The sequence below is a fragment of the Chitinophaga parva genome (assembly GCF_003071345.1).
Lineage (GTDB): Bacteria > Bacteroidota > Bacteroidia > Chitinophagales > Chitinophagaceae > Chitinophaga > Chitinophaga parva.
Genome location: NZ_QCYK01000003.1, coordinates 331,808 through 358,001, shown reverse-complemented (window position 1 = coordinate 358,001; position 26,194 = coordinate 331,808). Strand labels below are relative to the sequence as shown.

Genomic DNA, 26,194 nt, shown 5'->3' with positions numbered 1-26,194 from the left:
AACTACTCTTCATGTGTATTCATTCAATGCCCCCGTTTAGCCATTTAGATACTATATAAAAAAATAAAATCCAATTTAGTTTCTAATGATGTCTTAACTATTTGTTAATACCGAGTTAAAATTTTGCCAAATGATTTCGTGATCTTTGCGCCGTTAATCAAATCAATAAGCTCTTATGAGATTGAGTAAACTTCTGTCCACCCTGGCATTGGTATTTGTTTCCATTGCCACGTTTGCGCAGGCAACTACCAGTAGTCTTACCGGTACGGTGAAAGACAACAAAGGCCAGGCCCTGATCGGTGCCACTGTAAAGGCCGTTCACACTCCCTCCGGTACCGTTTATGGTACAGTAACCCAGGCTGACGGCCGCTTTAACATCGCTAACATGAAAGTTGGCGGACCGTACAAGATCGATATTACCTATATCGGTTATGTAGCCCGTACCTATGACAACATCTCTTTGCAGCTGGGTGAGCCCGGCAAACTGAACGCTGTGCTGGAAGATGATTCCCACAACCTGAGCGAAGTACAGGTGGTGTACCAGAAAAATGCAGTGATCAACCCCGAGAGACAAGGTACTTCTACTTACGTTTCCCAGCAGCAGCTGCAAACCCTGCCCACCATCACCCGCAACGTGAACGACTTTGCCCGCCTGTCTCCCCAGGCCCAGGTACGTTCCAACGCAGATGGTACCACCGCAGGTATCTCCTTTGCTAACCAAAGCAACAAATACAACCAGTTCTCCGTGGACGGTGCCAACGCTACAGACGTATTTGGTCTGGCCAGCTCCGGTACCAATGGTGGTCAGGCAGGCCTGAACCCCATTCCCCTGGACGCCATCGAACAGGTACAGGTAGTACTCTCCCCTTACGATGTAACCCTGAGCGGTTTCACCGGTGGTGGTATCAACGCCGTAACCCGTTCCGGTACCAACGAAGTACACGGATCTGTTTATGCATACAACCAGAACCAGAACTTCGTGGGCAAAAGCCCCGATACCCGCGCTAAATATGGCGACTTCCACGACTGGACCGCAGGTGCACGTGTAGGTGGTGCTATTATCAAGAACAAACTGTTCTACTTCATCAACGTGGAAGGCGAAAGACGCTCTGCTCCCATTGATAACCAGCCCGGTTCTGCCGGCAGCGCTATCGATGTACCGACCGCACAGGCCCTGAGCGATTTTGTAAAGAAAACTTATGGTTATGATGTGGGTGCGATCAATGGCATCAACACCGAGCGCCAGTCCAACTCCATCTTTGCGCGTGTAGACTGGAACATCAATGACAACAACAAACTGACGGTTCGCCACTCTTATCTGCAAGGCTGGAGCAACGTGATCAGCGATAGCCAAAGTTCCATGAGCTTCTACAACAACGGTTATAAGTTCAACAGCACGTTCAACTCTACCGTTGTGGAACTGAACTCCAACATCCATAACAAATTTGCGAACGTGGCCCGCGTTACTTTCAACGCTACCCGCGATAAGCGCGCTACCCCCGGTTCTCCCTTCCCCACTGTGAAGATCTCCGATGCCGGTGCTACCTATAATTTCGGTACAGAAGCGTTCTCCCAGGCAAACTCCCTGGACCAGAACAACTTCACCATCACTGATAACTTTACCATCTATGCTGGTAAACACAATATCACAGTAGGTACGGATAACCAGTTCTACAACACCAAGAACGTGTTCCTGGGTGGTGTACTGGGCAGCTATAGTTATTCTTCCATCGCAGACTTTGAAGCTAACACTAACCTGAACGCCTACAGCACCAAATACTCTAACAAGGGTAACGGTGACCTGGCCCCGGCTGTTGTACATATGGCGCAGTTTGGCCTGTATGCACAGGATGCATTTGGTGTTACTGAAAACCTGAAGATCACTTACGGTATCCGTGCAGACATGCCGGTGTTCTTCAACAAGCCTGACGAGAATCCCTACTTCAACAATTCTGCCCTGGCCAAGCAATACGATGTTGCTACCAACCAGATGCCGAAGACGCCCCTGCTGATCTCCCCCCGCATTGGTTTTAACTGGGACGTAACCGGTAAAGGTGAAACCCAGCTGCGTGGTGGTGTAGGTATCTTCACAGGCCGCGTACCCCTGGTATGGCTGTCTAACCAGTATTCCCAGACCGGTATCGCTACCAGCTCTATCAACTTTAACAAAGCCCAGGCGGCAACTGCCGGTGTAACGTTTAACCCGACTACGCCCTACCAGCCCAAGCCTGCTGCCGGCGCTACCCCGCCCGCAACTGAAATTGACGTAACCGCACACGATTTTAAATATCCCCGTACTTTCCGTGCTAACCTGGCCATTGACCAGAAACTGCCCTACGGTTTCGTAGGTACCCTGGAAGGTGTGTTCACCAAGACCCTGCAGGACATCCTCTACAAGGACATTAACCTGGCGGGTGCCAATGGCGTAGTGACCATGGAAGGCGTAAGCCGTCCGTTCTACGGCGCCAAGGTGGATAATACTTTCGGCAACGTAGTTTACCTGGACAACACCACCAAGGGTTATAGCTACAACCTGAGCGCTGTGCTCCAGAAGAGCTTCAGCCACGGTTGGTATGGCCGCGCCTCTTATAGCTTCGGCCACGGTTATTCCCTGAATGACGGTACTTCTTCCCAGGCCTTCTCTAACTACCGTTATGCTTATAACATCAACGGTAACAACAACCTGGACCTGGCCCACAGCAACTATGATGCTGGTTCCCGCATCCTGGCTTTTGTAAGCAAACGCTTCAAATACGGCAAGTTCGCTACTAACCTGAGCCTCGTGTACTCCGGTACTTCCGGCCAGGTGGTATCCTGGGTACTGTATGGTGACCTGAATGGTGACGACGGTTCTTCCCGTACCGCTACTTCCAACTCCGTATCTGCATCCGCTGGTTCTGACCTCCTGTTTGTGCCCAGCAGCGCTGCTTCCTTCGTAGCTAATTACAAAGTGAACAACACCACTTCTTACACGGCACAGCAGCAGTACGATGCATGGATGGCTTACGTAAACTCCAATTCTTACCTGAAAGATCACGTAGGCAAGAACACCGAGCGTAACGCAGCCCGCCTGCCCTGGGAAAATCACTTCGACTTCAAACTGGTGGAAGAATTTAACATCGCCAAGACACACACCATTGCGCTGTCTCTCGATGTATTCAACATCGGTGCACTGTTCAGCAAGAACTGGGGCCACTCTTACTACGCCAGCAACCAGGAGTTTACGCCGCTTAACGTTGCTACTGGTAGCGTTGCCAACGGCCAGGTCTGGACTGATCCCAGCCACCCGCTGTTCACCTTCAACCCTGCTTTTGGTCTGAACAAATACACCAACAAGCCCTGGAGTTACTCTACTTTCAACTCCCGCTACAACATGCAGATCGGTCTGAGATATTCTTTCTAATCTGAACGTTATAACGACATAAAAAAACCGGGTCCGTAAAGGCCCGGTTTTTTTATGTAAAGGCGTTATGTAAACGTTAGGATAAAGCCCCTCAAAGCCACTCCAGGAAAGGCACCAATGCCTTGCTCCACGTAGCTTCATCATGCCGCCCGCCCTTTATTTCCAGGTATTTTATATCCGTGTACCCCAACCCCTTCAGCACGGAGATCAGGTCCCGCGTGTCATCGATCATATCTATCACGCCATTCCCGTTGCGGTCTGCTTTTTCATCGTCTGTGCCGCATTCAAAGAAAAACCGCAAGCCCGGCTGGAATCCTTTCTGCTGCACCAGCTGGTGGATGATGCGGTGCTTTGCATCGCTGTACCCTTCGCCCAGTGCGTGGTTACGCCACCACAATGCGCCGGAGAACACACCGGCGGCCCGGAACACATCCGGGTGCTGCCATACAATATCCAATGCAGAGAGGGCGCCAAGTGAGAAACCCGCAAAGTTTTTCTGGTCAAATTGCAGGGTGGTAAAATGCGCGGCCAGGAATGGCAATATTTCCCGCACCACGCAGCGCGTGTAGGCGGTGGCTTTGAGGCCCTGCCCTTTTTCGCTGACTACCCGGGCCGTTCCATACTCCTGCAGGCGCTGGGGCCCCGCATGGATGGCGGCTATGAGCAGCGGCCTATCAGCAGGGCGTTTGGCCAGTTTGCCGGGAAGGTCCAGCAAGGGGGCCTGCTGCCCGTCATTGAGAAGCAGCAACTGTACCGGGCCTGCCATACCCTCCATAAAATAACAATCTACAACCACCTCCCGCAGCAGGTAGCTGGAATAAAGCGTCAGGCGCTCTTCCAAAATTTTCATGGCGACAAGTTACAAAAAAATAAACTGGGCACTCAGTCCGGAGACCGCTATGGTTGCAGGAATGCGCCGTTCTAATGTACAAATGGCATTCCTGGAAGTATGGGTTGACTGCACGCACATTTCTGCGTATATTTATACAAATCCATGCCGGTGATCGAAAATTATATCCAATGGTACGCCCCTTCCCTGGACCGGCAAATTGATGTGCTGGTATACGGAGACCGTGGACACCCGTTAATCCTCTTCCCCACTTCCATGGGGAAATACTATGAAAGTAAAGACAATGGTCTCATTGACGCCATTGCCTGGTTTATAGACAACGGGCTGGTAAAAGTGTACTGCCCCGACAGCGTAGATGCCTGGAGCTGGTATAACAAGCAGGTGCCCCCTGCGGAGCGGGCACATAACCATACCCGTTACAATGCCATGCTGCACAACGAGCTGCTGCCCCGCATCCGCGGGGAATCCGGCTACGACCGCATTGCCGTGGCAGGATGCAGTTTCGGGGGCTACCAGGCCGCCAATTTTGCGTTCCGCTACCCAGGCGCCGTATCTTATCTCTTTAGCCTGAGCGGCGTATTTGACGTGCGTTTCCGCCTGGATGGCTATTATGACGATAACGTGTTTTACAACAACCCGGTGGATTTTGTACCCGGCGATAATGACCCCGCGCTCTGGCAAATGGGCATCATCCTGGGCACCGGCGAATATGATATCTGCCTGGCGGAAAATGAAAATTTTTCCCGGATCCTGTCCACCAAACACATTCAACACTGGCTGGACATCCGCCCCCAGGCCCGCCACGACTGGCCCCTGTGGAAAGCACAGCTGCCGCACTATTTGTCGCTCATGTAAATTGGTTGTCCTAGGACCAGATTCCCCGCCTTATAAATGTCCACCAATCCAGTCACCCAAAAATTAAACGGTTCAAACCTTTCAAAATGAAAAAAATCGGCATTCTCTTCGGACAGGAAAACACCTTCCCCCAGGCGCTGGTGGCGAAGATCAACAGCAAACATGCAGAGGGCATTACTGCTGAACTGGTAAAAATTGACCAACTGGCGCAAGGCGCAGATAGCGGCTACGCAGTGATCATCGACCGCATTTCACAGGACGTGCCTTTTTACCGGGCTTACCTGAAGAATGCAGCCCTGGGCGGCACCGCGGTGATCAATAATCCCTTCTGGTGGAGCGCGGATGAGAAATTCTTTAACAATGCCCTGGCCACCAAGCTGGGTGTGCCCGTGCCCCGCACTGCCCTCCTGCCCTCGTACGCCCTGCCGGAGAATACCGCCCATGAATCCTTCCGCAACCTGGTGTACCCTTTTCACTGGGACGCCATTTTTGAATACGTGGGCTTCCCCGCTTACATGAAACCCTTTGCCGGCGGGGGCTGGAAGAATGTGTACAAGCTGTGGGATAAAGCGGACTTCTACGAAAAACATAAGGAAACCGGCCAGTTAGTAATGATGCTGCAGGAGGAGATCATCTTCGACAGTTATTTCCGGGTATACGTGATCGGTGGAGACCAGGTACGCATCATGCACTATGAGCCGCGCAACGAACCGGCCAAACGCTATGATGCCAATTACGACGTGGATGCCGCGCTGCTGGCCAGGATAGAAGAATACGCCATCAAGCTCAATCAATACCTGGGTTACGATTTTAATACCGTGGAATTTGCCGTGCGCGATGGCATTCCCTACGCCATTGATTTCTGCAACCCTGCACCGGATGCGGACGTACACTCCGTGGGCCAGGAAAACTTTGACTGGGTGGTGGAAACCGCCGCTAATTACGCCATTGCCCGCGCCCAGGCACAAGTGCCCGGCCAGGACAACCTGACCTGGGGCCACTACCTGCGCGATGCTGTGGGCCGCGTACAGCTCTCCACCGAAGCGCCCGCCACCGGTCCTAAAAAAGCGCCCGCCAGGAAAGCGGCGGCTCCTAAAACCAAGACCAGCGAAGCCCTTTTTGCAGAGCCCACACCGGCTGCCGATGGCGGTGAAAGCGCACCCATAGAGGCTTTTGAACTGCCCAAGGCTGCTAAAAAAGCAGCCCCGCCCAAAAAAGCCGCTGCTGCCAAACCTAAAACAGCCAAAGCAGTAAAGGAGAAAACCGAGAAGGTGACCAGGAAGAAGAAATAGCGTAGCCGCCACGGATGCAGGGAAACCACCATTTTTAGCCGTACCTTTGCAGCCGCCAAAACAACCGCAATTTGATCTTTGGAAATTGTTTTTTGGAAATTCTCTGCCAATGTCTAAAAATTTCACCCTCGGTATAGAGGAAGAATATATGGTACTGGACCCCACCACCCGCGAGCTGCGCTCCCATGAGCAAAGCATCGTGGAGCAGGCCCACAAAGTGATCAAAGACCAGGTAAAGGCAGAAATGCACCAGGCCGTGGTGGAAGTAGGCACCCGCATCTGCTACAATATTGACGAAGCGCTGCAGGACATCACCCTGCTGCGCCAGACCATTGCCCAGATAGCGGGCGATCTTGGTTACGGTATAGGCGCCTCCGGCACCCACCCCTTTTCCAAGTGGGAAATGCAGCTCATCACCGATCATCCGCGCTATTTTGAGATCGTAAATGAAATGCAGGACGCCGCCCGCTCTAACCTGATCTTTGGCCTGCATGTGCACGTGGGCATGGAAAGCCGGCAAATGGCCCTGCACATCGCTAATTCCGTGCGCTACTTCCTGCCACACGTATTTGCCCTGAGCACCAACAGCCCTTTCTGGGAGGGCCGCAACACCGGCTTCAAATCCTTCCGTACCAAGGTGTTCGACAAGTTTCCGCGCACCGGCATCCCCGACTTTTTTGAAAGCATTGAAGAATACGATAACTACATCAAACTACTGATCAAGACCAATTGTATAGACAATGCCAAGAAGATATGGTGGGACCTGCGCGTGCACCCTTTCTTTGATACCATTGAGTTCCGCGTGTGCGATGTGCCACTCACCGTGCGCGAAACCATCACCATCACGGCCCTGTTCCAGGCCATCTGCGCCAAGATCTACAAACTGCGCATGCACAACCTGAACTTCATCATCTACAACCGTGCACTGGTGAACGAGAACAAATGGAGGGCCTCCCGCTATGGCCTGGATGGCCAGCTGATAGACTTCGGCAAAGAAATGGAAGTGAACACCCGCGCCCTCATCTACGAGCTGCTGGACTTCATAGACGACGTGGTGGATGAACTGGGCAGCCGCCACATCATCAACAACGTGCGCGACATCCTCGAAACCGGCACCGGCGCTGACGCCCAGCTGGCCGTATTCCAGGAAACCCAGCACCTCCCGGCCGTAGTGGATTTTATCCAGGCCAAATTCCTGGAAGGATATTGATGGGAATTGTCTTAGGCCTTAGAGGTACCGGGCTTTTGCGGGCAATGAGATTTTAATTTTAAAACTAACATAAACTAGGTGTGATGCCAGCTATTGTGCTGCTTGAAAATTCTTAAAGGTACCTAAGACCTGGTACCTAAGACCTAGTACTATTTAAACATGAAACGTATAGCAATCCTCGACATGTACCAGGGCGTAGCCAATGAAGGCATGCGCTGCATCCGTGAAATACTGCAGCAATACAGCCAGCAGCAAGGCATTCCCCTGGAAACAGTTGAATTAGACGTGCGGACGCACAACCAGATGGCAGATCTTTCTTTCGACCTGTATATCTCTACGGGAGGGCCTGGCAGCCCGCTGGACAGTGAAGGCAGTGAATGGGAACAAAAGTATTTCAGCCTGGTAGACCAGTTGCTGGAATACAATACCACCGCCGCCGTACCTAAGAAGATGCTGCTCATCTGCCACTCTTTCCAACTGCTGTGCCGCAGGTGGGAGCTGGGCAAGGTGTGCAAGCGCCGCTCCCCCGCTTTTGGGGTATTTCCCGTACACAAGACCGAAGCCGGGGTGGCAGAGCCCGTGTTCCAGACCCTGCCCGATCCTTTCTACATCGTAGACAGCCGCAGCTGGCAGGTGGTAGCGATCAATGCGGCAAAGCTGGCGGAACATGGCGCCAAAGTACTGGCCCTGGAAAAAGAACGCCCCCACGTGGCGCTGGAACGTGCTACCATGGCCATTCGCTTTAATGAACACTTCCTGGGCACACAATTCCATCCCGAGGCAGATGCACCGGGCATGCGCAAATACCTGCTACAGCCTGAAAAACGCTGGGATGTAGTGAAAGAGCATGGTGCTGAGAAATACGACAGCATGATAGAACAACTCAACGATCCAGATAAGATCATGTTTACCCACGACCACTTCATCCCGGCCTTCCTGGATGAGGCTTTTGCCGGGGTGAACGTTTAACGCATCCGTATGGTCCCACAACTCCGTGCTGCTTACAACGCACAGTTCACCGCTGAAAAATACGCGGCCTTCCTGAACGGCATTGCCGCCGAAGGCCGCACCCGCCCGCCGTTCCGCATTGCGGAAACACCGGTATTTATCCCTAAAACACTACGGGATAAGATGCTGGATGCTGCGGATCATATTATCTCCGTGATACAGCGCCCCGATTTTAAGGAACGCACAGAAGGCGCCATCCCGGCGGGTTTCCGCGTGGCCAACGAAAATGGGCACAGCCACTTTATCATCATTGATTTTGCTGCCTGCCGTAATGCGGCCGGTGAACTGGAACCCCAGTTGATAGAGTTGCAGGGCTTTCCCAGCCTGTTTGCTTTCCAGGAATTAATGGGCCGGCAGTTCCGCGCCCACTTTGACATGCCCGCCGGTGCGGACAACTTCCCTCCCGGCTGGAATGCGCAGCGCTATTATGATTTCCTGCAACAGACCATCCTGGCCGGTGAAGCGCCGGAGCACGTGATACTGCTGGAAGTAAAACCCCAACAACAAAAAACACTCGTTGATTTCCTGGCCACGGAAAACCAGCTGGGCATACGCCCGGTGTGTGTGTCGGACCTCATACAGGAAGACCGCCAGCTCTTCTATCTCCGTGATGGTGTAAAGACCCGCGTAAAGCGCATTTATAACCGCGTGATCTTTGAAGACCTGGAAAAACAAAAAGCTTTCCTGCAAAACGTCCCCCATCTTTTTGGTGACCTGGAGGTAGCCTGGGTACCGCATCCTAACTGGTTTTACCGCATCAGCAAATATACCTTGCCTTTACTGCAGCATGCGTATATCCCGGAAAGCCGCTTCCTGCACGCCGTAAGCGCATTGCCCGCAGACCTGGAAAACTATGTACTGAAGCCCCTCTTCAGCTATGCAGGCCAGGGTGTTATTATCAATGTAACGCCACAGCATGTGGCGGATATCAAAGATCCATCCCAATGGATCCTGCAACGCAAAGTAGCTTATACACCCGCCATTGAAACACCCACCGGACCCGCCAAGTGTGAGATCCGCCTTATGTATGCCTGGCCCGATGGGGCTCCCAAACCTGCACTGGTACACAGTTTGGTACGCATCAGCAAATCGGCTATGATCGGCGTGAACTTTAATGCGCAGGATACCTGGGTAGGTGGCAGCGCGGGATTTTTTGAAGTGTAATACACGGCCCGTAACTTTGCGCCCACTGAATCATCGCTTATGAAGTATACAAGAATGATGGCCATTTACACCATCGTGGAAACGGTGGCCGTGGCCGTTGCTTACAAATTGCTCAACAGCTATAACGAAAGTAACGCCACCATCGGGGCGGGCATCATGACCAGCTTCACCCTGCTGAGTGTGGGCCTGGCCGGCGTTTTCGTGATCCTGCGCATCCGCAAGCTGATGGAGCAGGACGTGTTCCTGTACTGCATTGCCATGGCAGTGGTTTGCATGCTCATGCCCCTGGGCACCATGTGGTACCTGCTGCGCAACCTTTCCTGATATTCACGCTAAAACCGCCATAAACAAAAAGCATCCAGCCTGCGCCGGATGCTTTTTGTTTTATAAGATCTTGATGTTACCCTGGAAATCAGCGACCAAAGGTGCTTTCCCAGTTCAGCATACCACCCACCAGGTTCTTGGTGTTGGTAAAGCCCAGGCTATCCAGCACCATGCAGGCCTGGCCGCTACGGCCGCCACTGCGGCAGTAAACGATCACTTCCTGTTCTTTCCAGTCGTCGATGGGCTCTGTTTGCAGGCTGCGGATGTCGCCCAGGGGCAGCAACAGGCCACCGATGTTGAAATCTTCATGTTCGTGCGGCTCACGCACGTCAACGATGTGCAGGGTTTCGCCGGCATCCATGCGGGCCTTCAGTTCTGCGGCAGTAATATCTTGCATAGTCCTTTGTTTTAAATTTTTTCAGATACCGAATGTAAGCATTTTGCAGCACCTGCCCAATGCCTAGGGCTTAGCGGTGCTGTCTGCAGCACCTTTGGAGGAACTGAGCCACAGGTCAATGGCCTGCCCCGCACGTACGGTATTGGCATCCCCCAGGTTATTTACCTGCGTAGGGGATTGTCTTACCACGAAGGCGCCAGCGGTATCGCTCACGGCTCCCATGGTCAGTACCACGCCTATTCCCAGGTTGCTGGCGGTAAGGGCTTCTCGGGCTTCCGCGTAGGTAAGGCCTACCAGGTTGGGAACGGGATATTCAATGCTACCGGTGCCGCTGCTCAGCACCAGGTCTATGGCGCTGCCTTCCGGCACTTCAGCGCCTGCCTTCAGTGGCTTGTGGTTCAGCATTTGTTTCAGAACGGTGTTAGTCGCAAAGTCCGGCTGGTAGCTGGTGTCTCCCACTTTAAGGCGGCGGCTTTCCAGCGTCATCTGCGCACTGCGGAAGGTAAGGCCTACCAGTTCCGGCATGGCCACCATGGGCGCCACGGTCTTGTTAATGGTAAGATATACCGTACGGCCCACTTTCTCCACGGCGCCACCTTCCGGGGCCTGGTCGTATACGGCCAGGGGGGAAAGGGTATCGGCATAGATGGAATCGCGCACTACCGCATCAAAACCGGCCTTGCTCAGGATTGCGGAGGCTTCCTTCAGGTTTTTGCCACGGATATCGGGCACCTGGATGGTTTGGCCGTGATGGGTGATAATGCCCAGCGTGGAGAAGAAAATAAAGGCCAGCAGGAAAACCAGCACGATGGCTGCCAGCAGGTTAATGAAAAAAGAGCGTTTGGTAATAAATTCAAACACAGCAAAAACTTATAAGTGAGTGATAATTGGAACCAGGGATACAATTTATTTGTTCATGCACGCTTCCAATATTATGCCGTAAAATTTGGTAAGCGTCATCCCGGCGGCGCGCACCTGTTGCGGCACCAGGCTATTCTCAGACTGGCCGGGCATGGTATTCACCTCCAGGAAAAATAATTTACCGGCATCTTCCTGGTAAATGAAATCTATACGGATAATGCCTTTGCAGTTCAGTTTATTGTACAGGGCCACCGCTGTTTTTTGCACCAGCGCCGTTATATCGCTGCTTACCGGGGCAGGCGTGATCTCATTGGTTTTGCCGGGTGTGTACTTGGCTTCGTAGTCAAAGAATTCCTTGGTGGTCACTACTTCCGTCATGGGCAGGGGTGTCACCTTGCCATCTGCACCGCGGTACACGCCAATGGTGAGTTCCCGGCCCTTGATAAATTCTTCAATGAGCACCTGGCTGTCTTCCCGGAACGCTTTTTCCAGCGCCTGGGGCATTTCTTCCGCCGTTTTTACCTTGGACATGCCTACGCTGCTGCCTCCTTCCGCCGGTTTTACAAACACGGGCAATGCCAGGTGTTCCAGTACATTGCTCCAGGTATCGGGCTGGTCGTACAGGGCGTGCACAGATTTGGAAATATTCACGATGCCCAGTTCCTTCACAATCTTATTGCAGAATGCTTTGTTGAAAGTAACCGCGGAAGTTACCGCACCACAGCCGGTGTAGGGAATACCCAGCATATCAAAATAACCCTGCAGGCGGCCGTCTTCACCCGGGGCACCGTGAATGCCGATGAACACGGCATCAAACTTCACTTTACCGGAGGGCAGCGCCAGGGAAAAATCATTCTTGTCAATGTTATAGGTAACACCATCAGCCGCCTTGTAAGTCCAGCCCTGGTGGGTGATCACGATCGTGTACACGCTGTACTGGGCCGCATCGAGGTTCTTTTCAATGGTAGCCGCACTTTGTACGGAGATCTCAAATTCACCGGAATAGCCACCGGCCACTATCGCAATATTCTTTTTCATACCTGTTTATAAGCGGGTAAAGTTAATTAATTGTGCCAAGTATTAAATATTCTGTATAAGTATTTGTGGCGGGATGTAAAGTAATAAAAAAAGTCCGGCGCCATGGCCGGACTCCAAAATGATTTGCTTCCTGTATAAACGTACAGACAGATAAAATTATGCGTGCAGGGCTGCTTTCTTTTCCAGCAGGGCCTCTACGGTTTCCTGGTACATCTCGTCAGGTACGCAGCAGTCTACCGGGCAAACGGCCGCGCACTGCGGTTCTTCATGGAAACCCTGGCACTCTGTACATTTATTGGGAACGATATAATAAGCATCTACTGCAATCGGAGCATTGCGCTGGTTGGCATCCATGGTGGTACCGTCCATCAGGGTAAAGGTACCTTTAACGCTGGTACCATCGGCCAAAGCCCATTCCACGCCGCCTTCATAAATTGCGTTGTTCGGACATTCAGGCTCGCAGGCGCCGCAATTTATACATTCGTCGGTGATCTTAATTGCCATGATATAAACTTTTTTGTTTAAGGTAGTAAGCCATTAATTTTGCAACAAAAATAGAATATCTCTATTTAAAAAAATTGAATTTTTAAATCGTTTGATGGATAGATCTCAAAAAATAGCCGCCCTGGTACGCCTGGGAGAATACCTGCAGTCTGATGATCCGGCGCTGCAAACCGCCAAAAGGCGGGCCGGGCACGCCAACGGGTGGTTCACACCCGCCTTCACGGATCTGGCCATACAAAATATCTGCCGCTATTTCCTGCAGGCCGGTGCACTGGAGGCCTGGCTGGCTAAATACCCGGAAACACAGGCGCCCAAGACCCTGGGCATTGTAGCCGCCGGTAATATTCCCCTGGTAGCCTTCCACGACTGGCTGTGCGGCTTCCTGAGCGGGCACCGCCTCCGTATCAAGCTGTCGTCTAAAGACAATATCCTGCTGCCCCACCTGCTGCAAAAGCTGGAGGAATGGTACCCGGAGCTGGCCGGCCACACGGAGACCGCCGAGGTGCTGAAAGGCTGTGACGCCTACATTGCCACCGGCAGCAACAACTCCTCCCGTTACTTTGAATATTACTTTGGCCGCTACCCCCATATCATCCGCCGCAACCGTACTTCCGTGGCGGTGCTCACCGGTGAAGAGACGCCCGGGGAGCTCTCCCTCCTGGCGGACGACGTGATGCTGTACTTTGGCCTGGGCTGCCGCAACGTGACCAAGGTATTTGTACCAAAGGGCTATAACTTTGAGCCCCTTATCAGGGCCCTGGAACGGTACAATGACCTGGCGGACCTGCACAAGTATAAGAACAATTACGACTACAACCTGGCCCTGCTCCTGCTGAACAATACGCCTTACATGAGCACCGGCGCCCTCCTGCTCAATGAGCAGGAGAGCGTGTTCTCTGCTGTAAGCGTGCTGCACTACGGCTTCTACGACGATGTTACCGTGCTGCAGGCGGAACTGGCCGCCAATGACCACCTGCAATGCATTGTAGGCAAAGGCCTTACCCCCTTTGGCACCGCCCAGTATCCCAAGCTGGATGATTATGCCGACGGCGTGGACACCATGGATTTCCTGGCGGGTCTCTGATATTTTGACAGATAAATTTTGGCAAATGGCTGTTCCCCGGGGCAGCCATTTTGTCGTTATAAAGCCCCCATAAATCAACCAACCGGGACAATTTTCCCATTTTTTTTAACGTTTGCTCTAAAAATGTGTTAAAGTAAACAGAGGAGATAACAAAGCATTAAACTCAGCCTTTATATTTGGGTTCAAAGGCATACAGATTGTTTCCCGTTTCTTCGCACAAAACAACTCCATCATATGAAACTCAGACAAATAGCGGCAACTATCCTTATCAGTGCAGCCACCGCGCTGGCCAGCGTATTTGTATACAGCAAATACATGCAACCCCGCGTGGCAGGCAAGTATCAGAACGGCTCGCAGGCTGTTCCTGTTAATTACACCAGCTACATGCCCGGCACCAAGGTGAGCGCCGGGGGCCCGGTAGATTTTACAGAAGCGGCCCATGTGGCGGTACCCGGTGTGGTACACATCAAGACCAAGACCAATCCCCGCCAGATCAGCAGTAACCTGCAGCGCAGCCGCAGCATCCTGCAGGACCTTTTCGGCGACGATTACGGCGGCGATGGAGAAAACGGCGGCCGTTACTACACGCCCGGCCAGATGGCCTCCGGCTCCGGTGTGATCATCTCCGACGATGGCTACATCGTGACCAACAACCATGTGGTAGACGGCGCAGACGAGATCACCGTGACCCTCAACGACAACTACAAAACTTACAAGGCCAAAGTGATCGGCACCGATGCCGGTACAGACCTGGCCCTCATTAAAATTGATGCGGAACATCTTCCCTATGTGCTCTATGGCAACTCTGACGATGTGCAGGTAGGCCAATGGGTGCTGGCCATCGGCTACCCCCTGAACCTGGAAACCACGGTCACAGCGGGTATCGTAAGCGCCAAGGCCCGCAGCATCGGCATTAACCGCGCCGGCCGCAATTCCGCCATCGAATCCTTTATCCAGACAGACGCCGCGGTGAACCAGGGTAACTCCGGCGGTGCGCTGATCAATACCAATGGTGAGCTGGTAGGTATCAACTCTGCCATTGCCTCTCCCACCGGTTCTTACGCCGGCTACTCCTATGCCATCCCCGTAAACCTGGTGAAGAAAGTGGTGAATGACCTGCTGAAATACGGCAACGTACAGCGCGCTTACCTGGGCGTTAATTACCTGGACCCCACGCGCCTGGCCATGCTCAGCGATGACCAGCTGGCCAGCGCCGGCATCTCCCGCAATGCAGACGGCGTAGTGGTAGCCGGGGTGCTGGCCAACAGTGCCGCCGCCACCGCAGGCATCCAGAAGGGTGACGTGATCACCAAGATAAATGGTGTAGCTACCCCCTCCAGCCCGGTAATGACCGAACAGATCGCCCGCTTTAAGCCCGGCGATAAGATCAGCATCACCTACCTCCACAGCGGCAAAGAAGTGACCCGCAACGTACAGCTGAAAAATATTAACGGCAATACGGACGTGGTAAAGATCACCGTACTGGACAAACTGGGCGCAGACCTCCGCACCCTGGACCGTAAAGATGCGGCCAGCCTGGGTGTAACCGGTGGTGTGCTGGTGAACGGTATTGGCTCCGGCATCCTGCAACAGCAGACCAATATGAAAGAAGGCTTCGTGATCCTGAAAGCCGGCAACACTAATGTGAACACCGTGGACGACCTGCAACACGCACTGGAAAAGAGCCCCAGCCTGAAGCTCCAGGGTGTGTACCCGGATGCAGACGGGGTATATTACTATAACATCAACGCCGGCAGCGGTGTGGCTTTATAAAGATTGTAAGGGTTTATTTAAGTAAGGAGCAGCGCACTGGTGAAAGCCGGTGCGTTGTTGTTTTCAGGAGGTGGATGGCCTCCCCGCCAAACGGGAAACGGGGATCCGTTCCTGTGCCATCACCAACAAAAAAGCCCGGGCATTTCCGCCCAGGCTCCTTGTCCGTATTTTTTGAAAATGAAATCCGAATTACAGGTTGATCACGCCCTTAAGCTGGCTGAAAAACTCATCCTTCTTGCGGGAAGAGATGGGGATGTTCTTCTGGTCGCTCATGATCACAGAAGTGCCCAGGCCTTTGATGATCTTCACAATATGGTGGATATTGATCAGGAAGGATTTGTGCACGCGGTAAAAGCCTTTGTCAGACAGCATTTCCTCGTATTCCTTCAGTGATTTGGAAATGAGGTGGGATACGTTGTTGATCAGCTGGATCTTGGTGTAGCTGTCAAACGCTTCGCAGTAAATGATGTCTTTCAGATCGATCACGTTATAGCCGTCGTTAACAGGGATCACGATCTTGGAAAAGGCGTTGTCGTTATTTTTTACGTAGTCTTTCAGGATGGAGGCCAGTTCGTTCAGGCGGCCTTTCTTGCTTTTCTTCACTTTTTCCAGCGCGTCTTCCACCTCGCTCACCTTGATCGGTTTGAGGAGGTAATCCAATGCGGCAAATTTAATGGCCTGCAGGGCGTATTCCTGGAAAGCAGTAATGAAGATCACTTCGAAGTTGAGTACCGGAAACATCTCCAGCAGCTGGAACCCGTTGTGCGGTGGCATCTCGATATCAAGAAACAGTACATCTATCGGGTTGTTCTTGATCATCTCCGCCGCATCATGAATATTCTGAGCCTCGCCAACTACTGTCACATCTTTGCAGTAGTTCTCGAGAATGTTTCTCAAAATATGGATGTTGCGGACTTCATCGTCTACAATGGCAGCTTTAATATTACTCATAGCATCTTTACAATAGGAATGAGGATCTCAACAAGGGTGCCCTCTTTTGACCCCAAACCGGATTTAAATTTATCAATAATTTCCAACTTTCCAACATTTCCATTAAAAGATTTGATAATCTGCAAACGGTCACGTATCACGCTCAGCGCGGTACTTTCATGCTTTATGAGGCGGCCAGACTTGAGGCTGTTCGCCTTCTCCCAGCCTATGCCATCATCGTCTACAGACACATACAGCATATCATCCGCGATCTCCAGCCTTATCTCCAGGTAACCCGCTTTGGTCTTGGGCGCAAGGCCATGCTTGATGGCATTTTCCAGGATGGGCTGTATGATCATGGGCGGTATGTACACCGTGTAGTCCCGCAGCGAGGCCTGCAGGCTAAAGTGGTAGGTGAATGCATTGGCAAAGCGCATCTTCTCCAACTCGATATAACGGGTAAGGAAGGCGATCTCCTCTTCCAGTGAAATGTAAGACTTGCGGGAGTTGTTGAGCATCTGCCGCATCAGCGTGGCAAAGTCCGCCAGGAAGTTGAGGGCCTGTTTCTCTTCCTTTTCCAGGATGAGATGCTGCACCGAGTTCAGGGAGTTAAAGATGAAGTGGGGGTTCATCTGGTTGGTCAGCGCCTTGGCCTCCAGCTCCGCGATCTTGCGGTTATACTCGGTCTTGCGGGTTTCACTCTGCTTTATCCGGCGGATAATGTAGCGCAGGAAAAAGCCGATGGCCAGGATGCCCAGCAGCACCAGGATGCCCCTGGCCCACCACTGCTGGTACCAGCGCGGCAGTATGTCGATGGAAAGACTTACCGGCTTGCTCCAGGCCCCGTTGTACTTGCGGGCGCGGATCACCAGTTCATAGTGCCCGGGCTGCAGGTCCGGGTAAGGAATGATATTGGATTTGGTGCTGATCCAGTCCGTACTATCGGCAGAGAAATTATACTGGTACTCCACCAGGTCCGGCAGGTCAAAGGCGATAGCCCCAAACTCCACTTCAAAGGAGCTCTTGCGCTGGAACAGGTGGGTAAAATTCTTGCTACTGGCGGTATAGCTCACATCTGCATAGCGGATGGTGGACAGGTATACCGTGGGTGGCGTGGTATCTGCGGGCAATTGCTTGTCGCGGAAATAACAGAGGCCATTGGACGTAGCGATGTACAACATGTTCTCCTGTGAAAACACATCGCGGATGTCATCTGAATTGAGGCCATCATTGGAAGTGAACTTGCGCATGATGCTGCGGGAGGCCACATCTATTTCAGACACGCCCCGGTCTGTGGCCACAAACAGGTGGCCCCGGTCATCGTAGTACAGTTGCTGGCAGATATCGCTGGCCAGGCCTTCCCGCATAGAAATATGCGCTACCACGCTATCATTGTGCAGCAGATACAGGCCCTGGTCTGCCGTGCCTATCCACAGGCCGCCGTGGATGTATTTCAGGTGGCGGATGCTTTGTTTCAGGCGGGGATCCGTCCACCGGCTCAGCAACTGGTCGCTGGTGTCTGATCCCGCATACAGGCCGGTGTTTGTGCCCACAAAGTAACTGGTATCATCCACGCAGGCCACGGAAGTAATGCCCCCGGGGAAGTTTACCGGTGGCACCTTATCATCCAGGGTAAGCAGCTGGTCATCTGTCGCTACGCGGATCTTGCCGCCCGGCGATACGTCAATGTCTTTCAACCGGCTTACATTGCGCAGCAGCACGGGTTTCTGCTTGGCCATGTTAAAGATGTACAGGCCATTGTCCATGCCTATCAGCACATCGTTATTATATGGCAGCATGCTGATGATACTATTGCGCCCTCCTACCCCACCGCTCAGCGCATACTGGCTGATCTTGCCGCTGCGGTCCATGGTATTGAGGTAGCCGGCGTTCTGGCCTATCAGCAGCATGCCGGACCGCTGGTCCCGGAAAATGCTGAAAATGGAGTGGGTGGCGAGGCCATTGGTATTATCCAGGTAGTTGAAGTAAAAATTCTTGAAGGGAATGTTGTATACCCCGTCTCCAAAGGTGGAGATCCAGAAGTTGCCGTCACGGTCGCCCAGGATGGAGGTGATATAGTGGTTATCCAGCAGGCGGCTCATTTTAGGCTCACCGCGGAAATAATCCTTGATGTAGTACAGTGCTTTCTGTGTGCCTATCCAGAGGTTGTCACGGTCCACGCACAGGGAGCGGATATCGTCCGTAATGCCAAAGTCCGCGCCGTTAAAGAACTGGGCGGCTTCGTTGTTATTATAAATGAAAAGGCGGTTGGCAATCATGATGGCCGGCTTGTGATGCACCAGCGCATAGCCCTCCGGCTGGGTGTAAGCCAGCACCGTGGGTTTGATCTCCTGCAGGGGATTATTATCATCATTCCAGCCGGTAAGCTGGAAAGCGTTTTGCAGCGGGTGGTAAATGGTATCATTCCGCAGCAGGAAGAACAAGCCGGTTTCCCGTTTCATTTCCGTGGTGCGGCCGTTGTAAAGCAGCACCCGCCCCCCGCTGTTGAGGAACCAGGTGTTCACGGTGTTGCCGCCGTCAAATGCATACTGAACGGGGTTCTGGTTTGCCGGGATGTAAAGGGAGGAATCATTCTGGTCTGTATGCACCAGGTTATTGCTGTAGTAACAAAGTTTGGTATTGGCCGTAAAGAACCATACGCGGCCCTGGTTGTCCGCTGCCAGTTTAAACACGTCATTGTCCGGCAATCCATCATGCTTGGCATAATTGCGGAAGCGCTTCCCGTCAAACTTACTGACCCCGGTGGGCGTGGCAAACCAGATAAAGCCGTCCTTATCCTGTACGGCCCCGTACACGGTCGCATTGGCCAGGCCATCCTTCACATTATAATTGCGAATGAGGATACCCTGCGCGCTGGTGCGGGCGATGAACCCGGTCAGTAAAAAGGTACAAAGGGCTATGTAGCGCTTAAAGAGCATTGGTTTAAAGTTATGGAAATTGTACAACGTACAGCGTACAGCGTACAACGTACAACGTACAACCAGCCTTGTGCAAGGGATAGTATTAAGAGCACCAGCACCGGTATGCAGTGCCGGGGCTCCTATTTAACGTCTTGTACTAATAAAAAAGTACTGCCCAATAAGTTACCTCACACCCAAAGCACTCCCGCTGCCACAGCAGTTTCCATCAAAAAGTACGTTGTACGCTGTACGCTGTACGTTGTACGTTGTACGATTCTAATACGCCCTTGCAAACAGTACGCGCTCTTTGGAAGGCTTACCGGTGAGGATGCATTTGCCTTCTTCCTGGGGGTTATTCAGCGGAATGCAACGGATGGTGGCTTTGGTCTTTTCTTTAATGGCTTCTTCTGTTTCAGACGTGCCATCCCAGTGGGCGGATACAAAGCCGGCCTTGCCATCAAGGGTGGCAATGAACTCGTCCCAGGTATCCACTTGGGTGATGTGCCCGTCGCGGTAGGCTTTAGCCTTGTTGTAAATATTTTGCTGGATCTCATCCAGGAGATTTTGAACAGTACCGGCCAGGTTGTCCAGGGAAAGGCTTTCCTTGGTCTTGTTGTCGCGGCGGGCCACTTCAGCTACATTGTTTTCCAGGTCGCGGGCACCCAGGGCAATGCGTACGGGTACACCTTTCAGTTCGTACTCGGCAAATTTCCATCCGGGGCGGGCATTGTCGGAATCGTCATATTTCACGCGGATACCGGCTTTTTTCAGGTCGGCCATGATGGCGTGCACTTTCTCGTCGATCCTGGCTTTCTGGTCGTCGCCTTTGTAAATGGGCACGATCACCACCTGCAGGGGGGCAATGCGGGGCGGCAGCACCAGGCCGTCGTCATCGCTGTGCGCCATTACCAGGGCCCCGATCAGGCGGGTGGATACGCCCCAGGAGGTGGCCCATACATATTCCAGCTTGTTTTCCTTGTTGGTGAACTGTACGTCAAATGCCTTGGCAAAGTTCTGGCCCAGGAAGTGGGATGTACCGGCCTGCAGGGCTTTACCGTCCTGCATGAGGGCCTCGATGCAGTAGGTGTCTACGGCGCCGGCAAAGCGTTCATTGGCAGATTTTACGCCTTTCACTACGGGCAGGGCCATCCAGTTTTCAGCAAAATCAGCGTATACGTCCAGCATCTGGCGGGTTTCCGCGATGGCTTCATCGGCAGTGGCATGGGCAGTGTGGCCTTCCTGCCACAGGAACTCGGCCGTGCGCAGGAACAGGCGGGTGCGCATTTCCCAGCGTACCACGTTGGCCCACTGGTTAATGAGCAGGGGCAGGTCGCGGTGCGACTGGATCCAGTTCTTGTAGGTATTCCAGATGATGGTCTCGGAGGTGGGGCGTACGATCAGTTCTTCTTCCAGTTTGGCTTCGGGGTCTACCACTACGCCACCGTTCTGCTCATCTACCTTCAGGCGGTAGTGGGTCACCACGGCGCATTCCTTGGCAAAACCTTCCACGTGGTCGGCCTCTTTACTGAGGAAGCTTTTGGGAATGAAGAGCGGGAAATAGGCGTTCTGGTGACCGGTGTCTTTGAACATTTTGTCCAGTACATCGCGCATGCCTTCCCAGAGGCCAAAGCCATAGGGTTTGATCACCATGCAACCTTTCACGGCAGAGTAGTCTGCCAGGCCGCCTTTTAAAACCAGGTCATTGTACCACTGCGAGTAATCTTCGGAACGGGCCGTAATTTCTTTGCTCATAACTGATTGAAAAACTAGATAACTATAAATTGATTTTTTTGTGTCCGGGCGGCAGCGCGGTTAAACGCGGGCTGCCCGGTGCCGTCTAATAACCTGTTGACAGCGAAAATGTTGACTAAAGCAGCCTTTTCCGTAAAAAGGTCAAAACTAAAATATGTTTTGCGCTTATAAAAACGTTGTAACAAAATAAGCGCTGGAACGTCTTTACCTTATAACGGGCACGCCTAAGTGTCAGTTTAACGCCGGTGGCTCATTTTTTGCATCCCTTTTACCGGGTAAAACCGCGCAGAATCAACAGGATTGCGAATATAAACCAGCTAAACGGAAAAGTGAGATTTATCAGAGAATTATATTAAGAATTTGCATACTTTTACCTTGGGAGAATTTTGTTAACTTAAATAAGTAAACACCTTACAAATGAAACTCTTACTATATAGCGCAGTGGCAGCCACGCTGGTTCTAAGTAGCTGCTCCTCCGCCTACAAAGCCGCCCAGACGCCGGACGATGTGTATAATTCGCCCAGCAGCAGTTCGCGCGTTGCCACCAGCCGCAATGCAGACAACGGCAGCACTACCACCACCACCGATGACGGTGGCACCTACGTTACTTACGATGACGGTTCCCAATACGATTCTGACTATGGTCGTCGAATGGACATGTTCTCCGGGAAGTACGTAAGTGGCAGCTACAGCGATTATTATTCCGCTCCCATTGGCATGAGCGCCTATTACGGCAGCCCGTGGTACTCCTACTATCCTTACTCCGGTTTTGGCCTGAGCTACGGCATGGGTTATGGCTGGGGCCTTGGATTTGGCCTGGGCATAGGTCTTGGCTGGGGATACAGCCCTTGGTATAGCCCCTGGTACAGCCCCTTCTACTCTCCTTACTACGCTTATGGCTATGGTTACTACCCCTATTACGGTGGTGGTTACTACCACGGCGGTTACTACGGCGGCGGTCACGGTTATTATTACTCTAACACAGTAAACCGTATCCGTACCAACAATATGCCTACTGCCGGCAACGGTTATAACAATAACGGCGGATTCATTGGCGGCCGCACCCGTACCGGTGTAGTGGCCAATCCCGGTGGCCGTACCACTAACGTAGGCGTGGGCAACACCCGCCGCGTATTTGCACCGTCTGCAGGTGAAACATCCGCAGGCTTCAACGGCCGCACCCGCACCTTCTCACAACCTAACTACCAACCGGTGCAGAACCGTACCTTCAGTGCACCTACCCGCACTTTCAGCGCACCCTCTCCCAGCTTCTCTGCTCCCCGCAGCAGTGGCGGAGGCGGCGGCTTCAGTGGTGGTGGTCGCAGAAGATAAACTTCACCTCTTTAAAAAATACCCTGGCTACATTCCACCAGGGTATTTTTTTTCCCGCTCCACAACATATAACCCTACCCGAGATCGTTTTTAATAAAATCGTGCTAAATGATGAAGAAAATTGCATTCACCTTTGCAATAGTGGCTGCTTTTATGTCTGCCCGGGCGCAGGACAAAACGGACGTGCTCAGATACAGCCAATACACCCCAGGCGGCTCTGCCAGGGCACAGGCCATTGGCGGGGCTACGGGCTCCATTGGCGGCGACTATTCCTCCATTTTCTCCAACCCTTCCGGGGTGGGCTTCTTTAAGACCAGTGAGTTTGCCTTTGGCCTCAATTTTAACCAGGCCAATGACAAGAGTACTTACCTGGGCACCGCCGGCTCCGACAGCAAGGGGAATTTCAACATCAACAGCCTGGGCCTCATCCTGGCCGGGCGCAAGAAGAACCCGCACAGCAAGTGGCAGAATGTGACCGTAGGCATCGGGTATAACCGGCTGGCTAATTTTAACCAGAACATTTATTACCGCGGCCGTAACAATACATCCTCCATTGGCAGCCAATATGTATCGCAGTTAAACGGGGTGGATACCGGCGCCGTATATGACGCCCGTTATGCCTTTGGCCCCCTGGAAGCGGTGACCACCGGTTTCCTGCTGGCCAATTATGATGCGAACGGCAATCCGCTGCACACCTGGGAAACCATTTCCCCTTATGATGATCCCGCAGGTGGTGGCGTGCTCCAGGAAAAATCCATTTACACCTCCGGCCGCAGCGAGCTGTATAACGTGGCAGTGGGTGGCAACTACGATGATAAATTCTACATTGGTGGTAGCGTAGGCTTCCCTCATATTCAATACGACCGCACTTCCGTATTCCGGGAAACCAATGACAAGGGCTATTCCTTTGCCGGTTACACAATGAAATACTACGAGGCGGCAGATCACCTGAGCACTTCGGGCAATGGTATCCAGGCCAACATTGGCGCCATTTACCGCCCCATCCCGGCCCTGCGTATTGGTGCCACCTTTATGAGCCCCCAGTGGCTGTGGCTCAATGACAGCTACTACAGCAACTACACCACCGCCGATAATACCGGCACCTATACGGCCAGCACCATCGATGAATTTAACGGCAGCGATGTGCAGAGCCATTATAACATACGTACGCCGTGGAGAGGCATCCTTAGCGGCGCCTATGTGTTCACGCCCAAGGACAACAACATCCGCAAGCCCTCCGGCTTCCTGACGGTGGATTATGAATATGAAGACTACAAATCGTCCAGCCTGAAATTCAAGAACGGCAACAGTGACGACAACCAGGGCAGCCAGGTTGTACAGGATGACATCAAGAACAGCTACAAAGCCGCTTCCAACGTGCGCGTGGGTGGAGAGATCAAGATCGATGTGTGGGCTTTCCGTGCAGGCTTTGCCTACTATGGCAACCCCTACGCGACCGGCAACCTGGATGGCAGCCGTAAATACTACAGCGGCGGCATCGGCTACCGCAACCGTGGCTTCTACGCAGACCTGACTTACGTATACATGAACCGTAAGGCACAGGACCAGCCCTACACCGTAGGTAGCGACCAGCCTAACGTGCCCACACCCGGCCCGGCGGAGATCAAGTCCACTACGTCCAATGTGGCGCTGGGGATTGGTTTTAAGTTTTAATAATTGTATGGTGTACAAAGTACACAAGCCTTATAGGAAAGCACCTCCCGTGAAAGCGGGGGGTGTTTTGTTTTTGGGGAGGATAACCTGGTTACAATTGGCTTTGCAGGTAGGACAGTATCTTGTCATCCCCGCGGGGATCAAACCACTGGAAGGCCTTGTCACGGGTGAACCAGGTAAGCTGGCGTTTGGCGTACTGGCGGGTGTGGTCTTTGATCTGGGTTACCGCTTCCGGCAAGGTAAGGTGGCCATCCAGGTAGGCAAAGATCTCCTGGTAGCCTACCGTTTGCAGGGCGTTGTGGGTACGGTAAGGCAGCACAGCACGCACCTCTTCGACCAGGCCTTCGGCCATCATCTGGTCTACCCGCAGGTGAATGTTGGCATGCAGCTCCGGTTTAGGAATGGTAACTCCTATTTTGATAATGCGGAACGGCCTTTCCCGCCGCGTGGCCGTGCGGAAGGTAGTGATGGACTGGCCGGTAGCTTCCAGCACTTCCAGGGCCCGTACCAGGCGGTGGGGATTTTCCGTTTCGGCCACGGCCCAGAAGGCGGGATCGCGCTCCCGGAGCTGGGCCTGCAGCCAGGCCAGGCCATGGTCTGCGTAGGCCTGGCGCACGTGGTCCCGCACCGCATCGGGGATGGCGGGCATATCGTCTATCCCTTCTGCAAAGGCCCGGATGTAAAGGCCGGTACCGCCACATACGATGGCCACGGGGTTGTGGGCAAAGATCTCCTCCGCATAGCCCAGGGCCAGCCGCTCGTAAATACCTGCGCTCACCTGCTCTTTGATGCTATGGGAATTTATAAAATAGTGGGGCACTGCCGCCAGCTGTTCCGGCGTAGGCTTGGCCGTGCCAATGCTGATCTCCCGGTAACACTGGCGGGAATCCGCGGAGATAATGCGGGTACCAAAGTGCTGTGCCAGGCGGATGGCCAGCCCGGTTTTCCCCGCGGCTGTAGGGCCGGCTATGATGATGGCGGTGTTCATGATGGGAAAATGTACAACGTACCGCGTACCACGTACAACGTACCTTGCCTGGATTACGGATGAATCAAAAAGAAAAGGCCACCAGGGTAGATGGCCTTTCACGATAATATGTTTTAAAGAACGGGACTGTACGTTGTACGCGGTACGTTGTACATTGTACAATTCTAATAATCATCCAGCCCTGCGCCCTGTTGTGCATCTTCGCTGTCTTCCTGGTCTTCGTCCTGCTCGCGTTCTTCACCTTCTTCGCCGTAGCCTTCGTCCATGCCTTCCTTGTTCAGGTCATATTTTTCTTCCATTTCCACCAGTTTGTCGTTTACCAGGCCTTTGGTGCCGTACTGGCTGGGGGCCAGGCCTTCTTTGCGCACCATGAGGGGGTAGGTCTTTTTCGGGTCTTCGTCTTTGGAAACGGCGATGAGCTCTACCAGGAAGGTCCAGTGTTTGGCAAAGTCATACACGTAGATGAACTTCTGGTTGGGTGTTTTTACCTCTGCGCCAATGGCAGTGTCTACCATGAGCAGGGGCGCTGCCTTGCGGGGGGCGTTATCGTTTTCAAAAATGATCTCCCTGCCCCGCTGCCAGTTATCGTTGCTGCGAAAAAAGGTGGCATTGTGCTTACTATCGAACTCAAAAGCCGTAAGAATAGACTGATGGAATTGCAAAAATGATTGGGTGGGCTTCACCACGATATCCCTGTACACACTTTCATCTTCTTCCCAGTAAACCCTGAATTTCAAAACCGGCATATATGCTTTCGTTAAATGTTTTCTATGTGTTGTTCAGAGGCGTTTTTGCCTGCAGCGTGCTGCTATTTGCAAAATACCCATTTTTATG

At 52.8% G+C, this 26,194-nt stretch carries 21 protein-coding genes; 11 read left to right on the top strand and 10 right to left on the bottom strand.

Annotation, left to right across the window (positions count from 1 at the left end; all coding sequences use genetic code 11):
- The first annotated feature begins 175 nt into the window (after positions 1 to 175).
- Positions 176 to 3,403 (top strand): TonB-dependent receptor, encoded by a 3,228-nt coding sequence (locus DCC81_RS20745; RefSeq protein ID WP_108688595.1) that lies wholly within the window; start codon positions 176 to 178, stop codon positions 3,401 to 3,403.
- A gap of 91 nt (positions 3,404 to 3,494) precedes the next feature.
- Here DCC81_RS20745 and DCC81_RS20740 read toward each other — a convergent pair whose 3' ends face one another.
- A complete protein-coding gene (locus DCC81_RS20740) occupies positions 3,495 to 4,253 on the bottom strand; it encodes an alpha/beta hydrolase (RefSeq protein WP_108688594.1) in 759 nt (252 codons plus the stop codon).
- Positions 4,254 to 4,397: 144 nt separating this feature from the next.
- On the opposite strand from DCC81_RS20740, the gene DCC81_RS20735 reads away from it, so the two are divergent.
- From DCC81_RS20735 to DCC81_RS20710, 6 genes are all read left to right on the top strand, one after another.
- Entirely contained in the window at positions 4,398 to 5,108 is a 711-nt protein-coding gene (locus DCC81_RS20735) for an esterase family protein (protein ID WP_240613038.1), read from the top strand.
- An 86-nt stretch (positions 5,109 to 5,194) separates the two neighbouring features.
- The gene (locus tag DCC81_RS20730; protein ID WP_108688593.1) at positions 5,195 to 6,400 is read left to right on the top strand and encodes an ATP-grasp domain-containing protein; all 1,206 of its coding nucleotides are present in this window, start codon (positions 5,195 to 5,197) and stop codon (positions 6,398 to 6,400) included.
- 109 nt (positions 6,401 to 6,509) lie between these two features.
- Complete coding sequence (locus DCC81_RS20725) at positions 6,510 to 7,610, top strand: carboxylate-amine ligase (protein ID WP_108688592.1); 1,101 nt, start codon at positions 6,510 to 6,512, stop codon at positions 7,608 to 7,610.
- Between the two features lie 159 nt (positions 7,611 to 7,769).
- Positions 7,770 to 8,579 carry a type 1 glutamine amidotransferase gene (locus DCC81_RS20720; RefSeq protein ID WP_108688591.1) on the top strand — a complete coding sequence of 270 codons (810 nt, stop codon included), beginning with the start codon at positions 7,770 to 7,772 and terminating at the stop codon, positions 8,577 to 8,579.
- Between the two features lie 9 nt (positions 8,580 to 8,588).
- A complete protein-coding gene (locus DCC81_RS20715; RefSeq protein ID WP_108688590.1) occupies positions 8,589 to 9,782 on the top strand; it encodes a hypothetical protein in 1,194 nt (397 codons plus the stop codon).
- 39 nt (positions 9,783 to 9,821) lie between these two features.
- Positions 9,822 to 10,106, top strand: coding sequence for a hypothetical protein (locus DCC81_RS20710; protein WP_133177744.1), 285 nt, complete (start codon positions 9,822 to 9,824; stop codon positions 10,104 to 10,106).
- 88 nt (positions 10,107 to 10,194) lie between these two features.
- Here DCC81_RS20710 and DCC81_RS20705 read toward each other — a convergent pair whose 3' ends face one another.
- The 4 genes from DCC81_RS20705 to DCC81_RS20690 form a co-directional block, all read right to left on the bottom strand.
- Positions 10,195 to 10,503, bottom strand: a complete 309-nt coding sequence (locus DCC81_RS20705; protein ID WP_108688588.1) for a rhodanese-like domain-containing protein — start codon at positions 10,501 to 10,503, stop codon at positions 10,195 to 10,197.
- 63 nt (positions 10,504 to 10,566) lie between these two features.
- A complete protein-coding gene (locus DCC81_RS20700; RefSeq protein ID WP_108688587.1) occupies positions 10,567 to 11,364 on the bottom strand; it encodes a PASTA domain-containing protein in 798 nt (265 codons plus the stop codon).
- A 45-nt stretch (positions 11,365 to 11,409) separates the two neighbouring features.
- Positions 11,410 to 12,402, bottom strand: a complete 993-nt coding sequence (locus DCC81_RS20695) for a D-alanine--D-alanine ligase (RefSeq protein ID WP_108688586.1) — start codon at positions 12,400 to 12,402, stop codon at positions 11,410 to 11,412.
- A gap of 156 nt (positions 12,403 to 12,558) precedes the next feature.
- Positions 12,559 to 12,906 (bottom strand): 4Fe-4S dicluster domain-containing protein, encoded by a 348-nt coding sequence (locus tag DCC81_RS20690; protein WP_108688585.1) that lies wholly within the window; start codon positions 12,904 to 12,906, stop codon positions 12,559 to 12,561.
- A gap of 94 nt (positions 12,907 to 13,000) precedes the next feature.
- Between DCC81_RS20690 and DCC81_RS20685 the strand changes: the two genes are divergently transcribed.
- Positions 13,001 to 13,990: an aldehyde dehydrogenase family protein gene (locus DCC81_RS20685; protein WP_108688584.1), complete on the top strand. Its 990-nt coding sequence runs from the start codon at positions 13,001 to 13,003 to the stop codon at positions 13,988 to 13,990.
- A gap of 234 nt (positions 13,991 to 14,224) precedes the next feature.
- Positions 14,225 to 15,763 (top strand): trypsin-like peptidase domain-containing protein, encoded by a 1,539-nt coding sequence (locus tag DCC81_RS20680; RefSeq protein WP_108688583.1) that lies wholly within the window; start codon positions 14,225 to 14,227, stop codon positions 15,761 to 15,763.
- Positions 15,764 to 15,952: 189 nt separating this feature from the next.
- Here DCC81_RS20680 and DCC81_RS20675 read toward each other — a convergent pair whose 3' ends face one another.
- The 3 genes from DCC81_RS20675 to proS form a co-directional block, all read right to left on the bottom strand.
- A complete protein-coding gene (locus tag DCC81_RS20675; protein ID WP_089713214.1) occupies positions 15,953 to 16,714 on the bottom strand; it encodes a LytR/AlgR family response regulator transcription factor in 762 nt (253 codons plus the stop codon).
- Positions 16,711 to 19,632 (bottom strand): sensor histidine kinase, encoded by a 2,922-nt coding sequence (locus DCC81_RS20670; protein ID WP_108688582.1) that lies wholly within the window; start codon positions 19,630 to 19,632, stop codon positions 16,711 to 16,713. Before DCC81_RS20670 ends, DCC81_RS20675 begins: the two co-directional genes overlap by 4 nt.
- A 258-nt stretch (positions 19,633 to 19,890) precedes the next feature.
- Positions 19,891 to 21,366 carry a proline--tRNA ligase gene (gene proS / locus DCC81_RS20665; RefSeq protein WP_108688581.1) on the bottom strand — a complete coding sequence of 492 codons (1,476 nt, stop codon included), beginning with the start codon at positions 21,364 to 21,366 and terminating at the stop codon, positions 19,891 to 19,893.
- 417 nt (positions 21,367 to 21,783) lie between these two features.
- Between proS and DCC81_RS20660 the strand changes: the two genes are divergently transcribed.
- Together DCC81_RS20660 and DCC81_RS20655 are read left to right on the top strand one after the other, a co-directional pair.
- Positions 21,784 to 22,698: a hypothetical protein gene (locus DCC81_RS20660; protein WP_108688580.1), complete on the top strand. Its 915-nt coding sequence runs from the start codon at positions 21,784 to 21,786 to the stop codon at positions 22,696 to 22,698.
- A 108-nt stretch (positions 22,699 to 22,806) separates the two neighbouring features.
- The gene (locus DCC81_RS20655; protein ID WP_108688579.1) at positions 22,807 to 24,372 is read left to right on the top strand and encodes an OmpP1/FadL family transporter; all 1,566 of its coding nucleotides are present in this window, start codon (positions 22,807 to 22,809) and stop codon (positions 24,370 to 24,372) included.
- A gap of 91 nt (positions 24,373 to 24,463) precedes the next feature.
- Here the strand turns inward: DCC81_RS20655 and miaA are convergent, their stop codons facing one another.
- Both miaA and DCC81_RS20645 read right to left on the bottom strand, forming a co-directional pair.
- On the bottom strand, positions 24,464 to 25,360 hold the full coding sequence (miaA, locus tag DCC81_RS20650) for a tRNA (adenosine(37)-N6)-dimethylallyltransferase MiaA (protein WP_108688578.1): 897 nt from the start codon (positions 25,358 to 25,360) through the stop codon (positions 24,464 to 24,466).
- A gap of 164 nt (positions 25,361 to 25,524) precedes the next feature.
- Entirely contained in the window at positions 25,525 to 26,106 is a 582-nt protein-coding gene (locus DCC81_RS20645; protein WP_108688577.1) for an IS1096 element passenger TnpR family protein, read from the bottom strand.
- Positions 26,107 to 26,194: the final 88 nt, after the last annotated feature.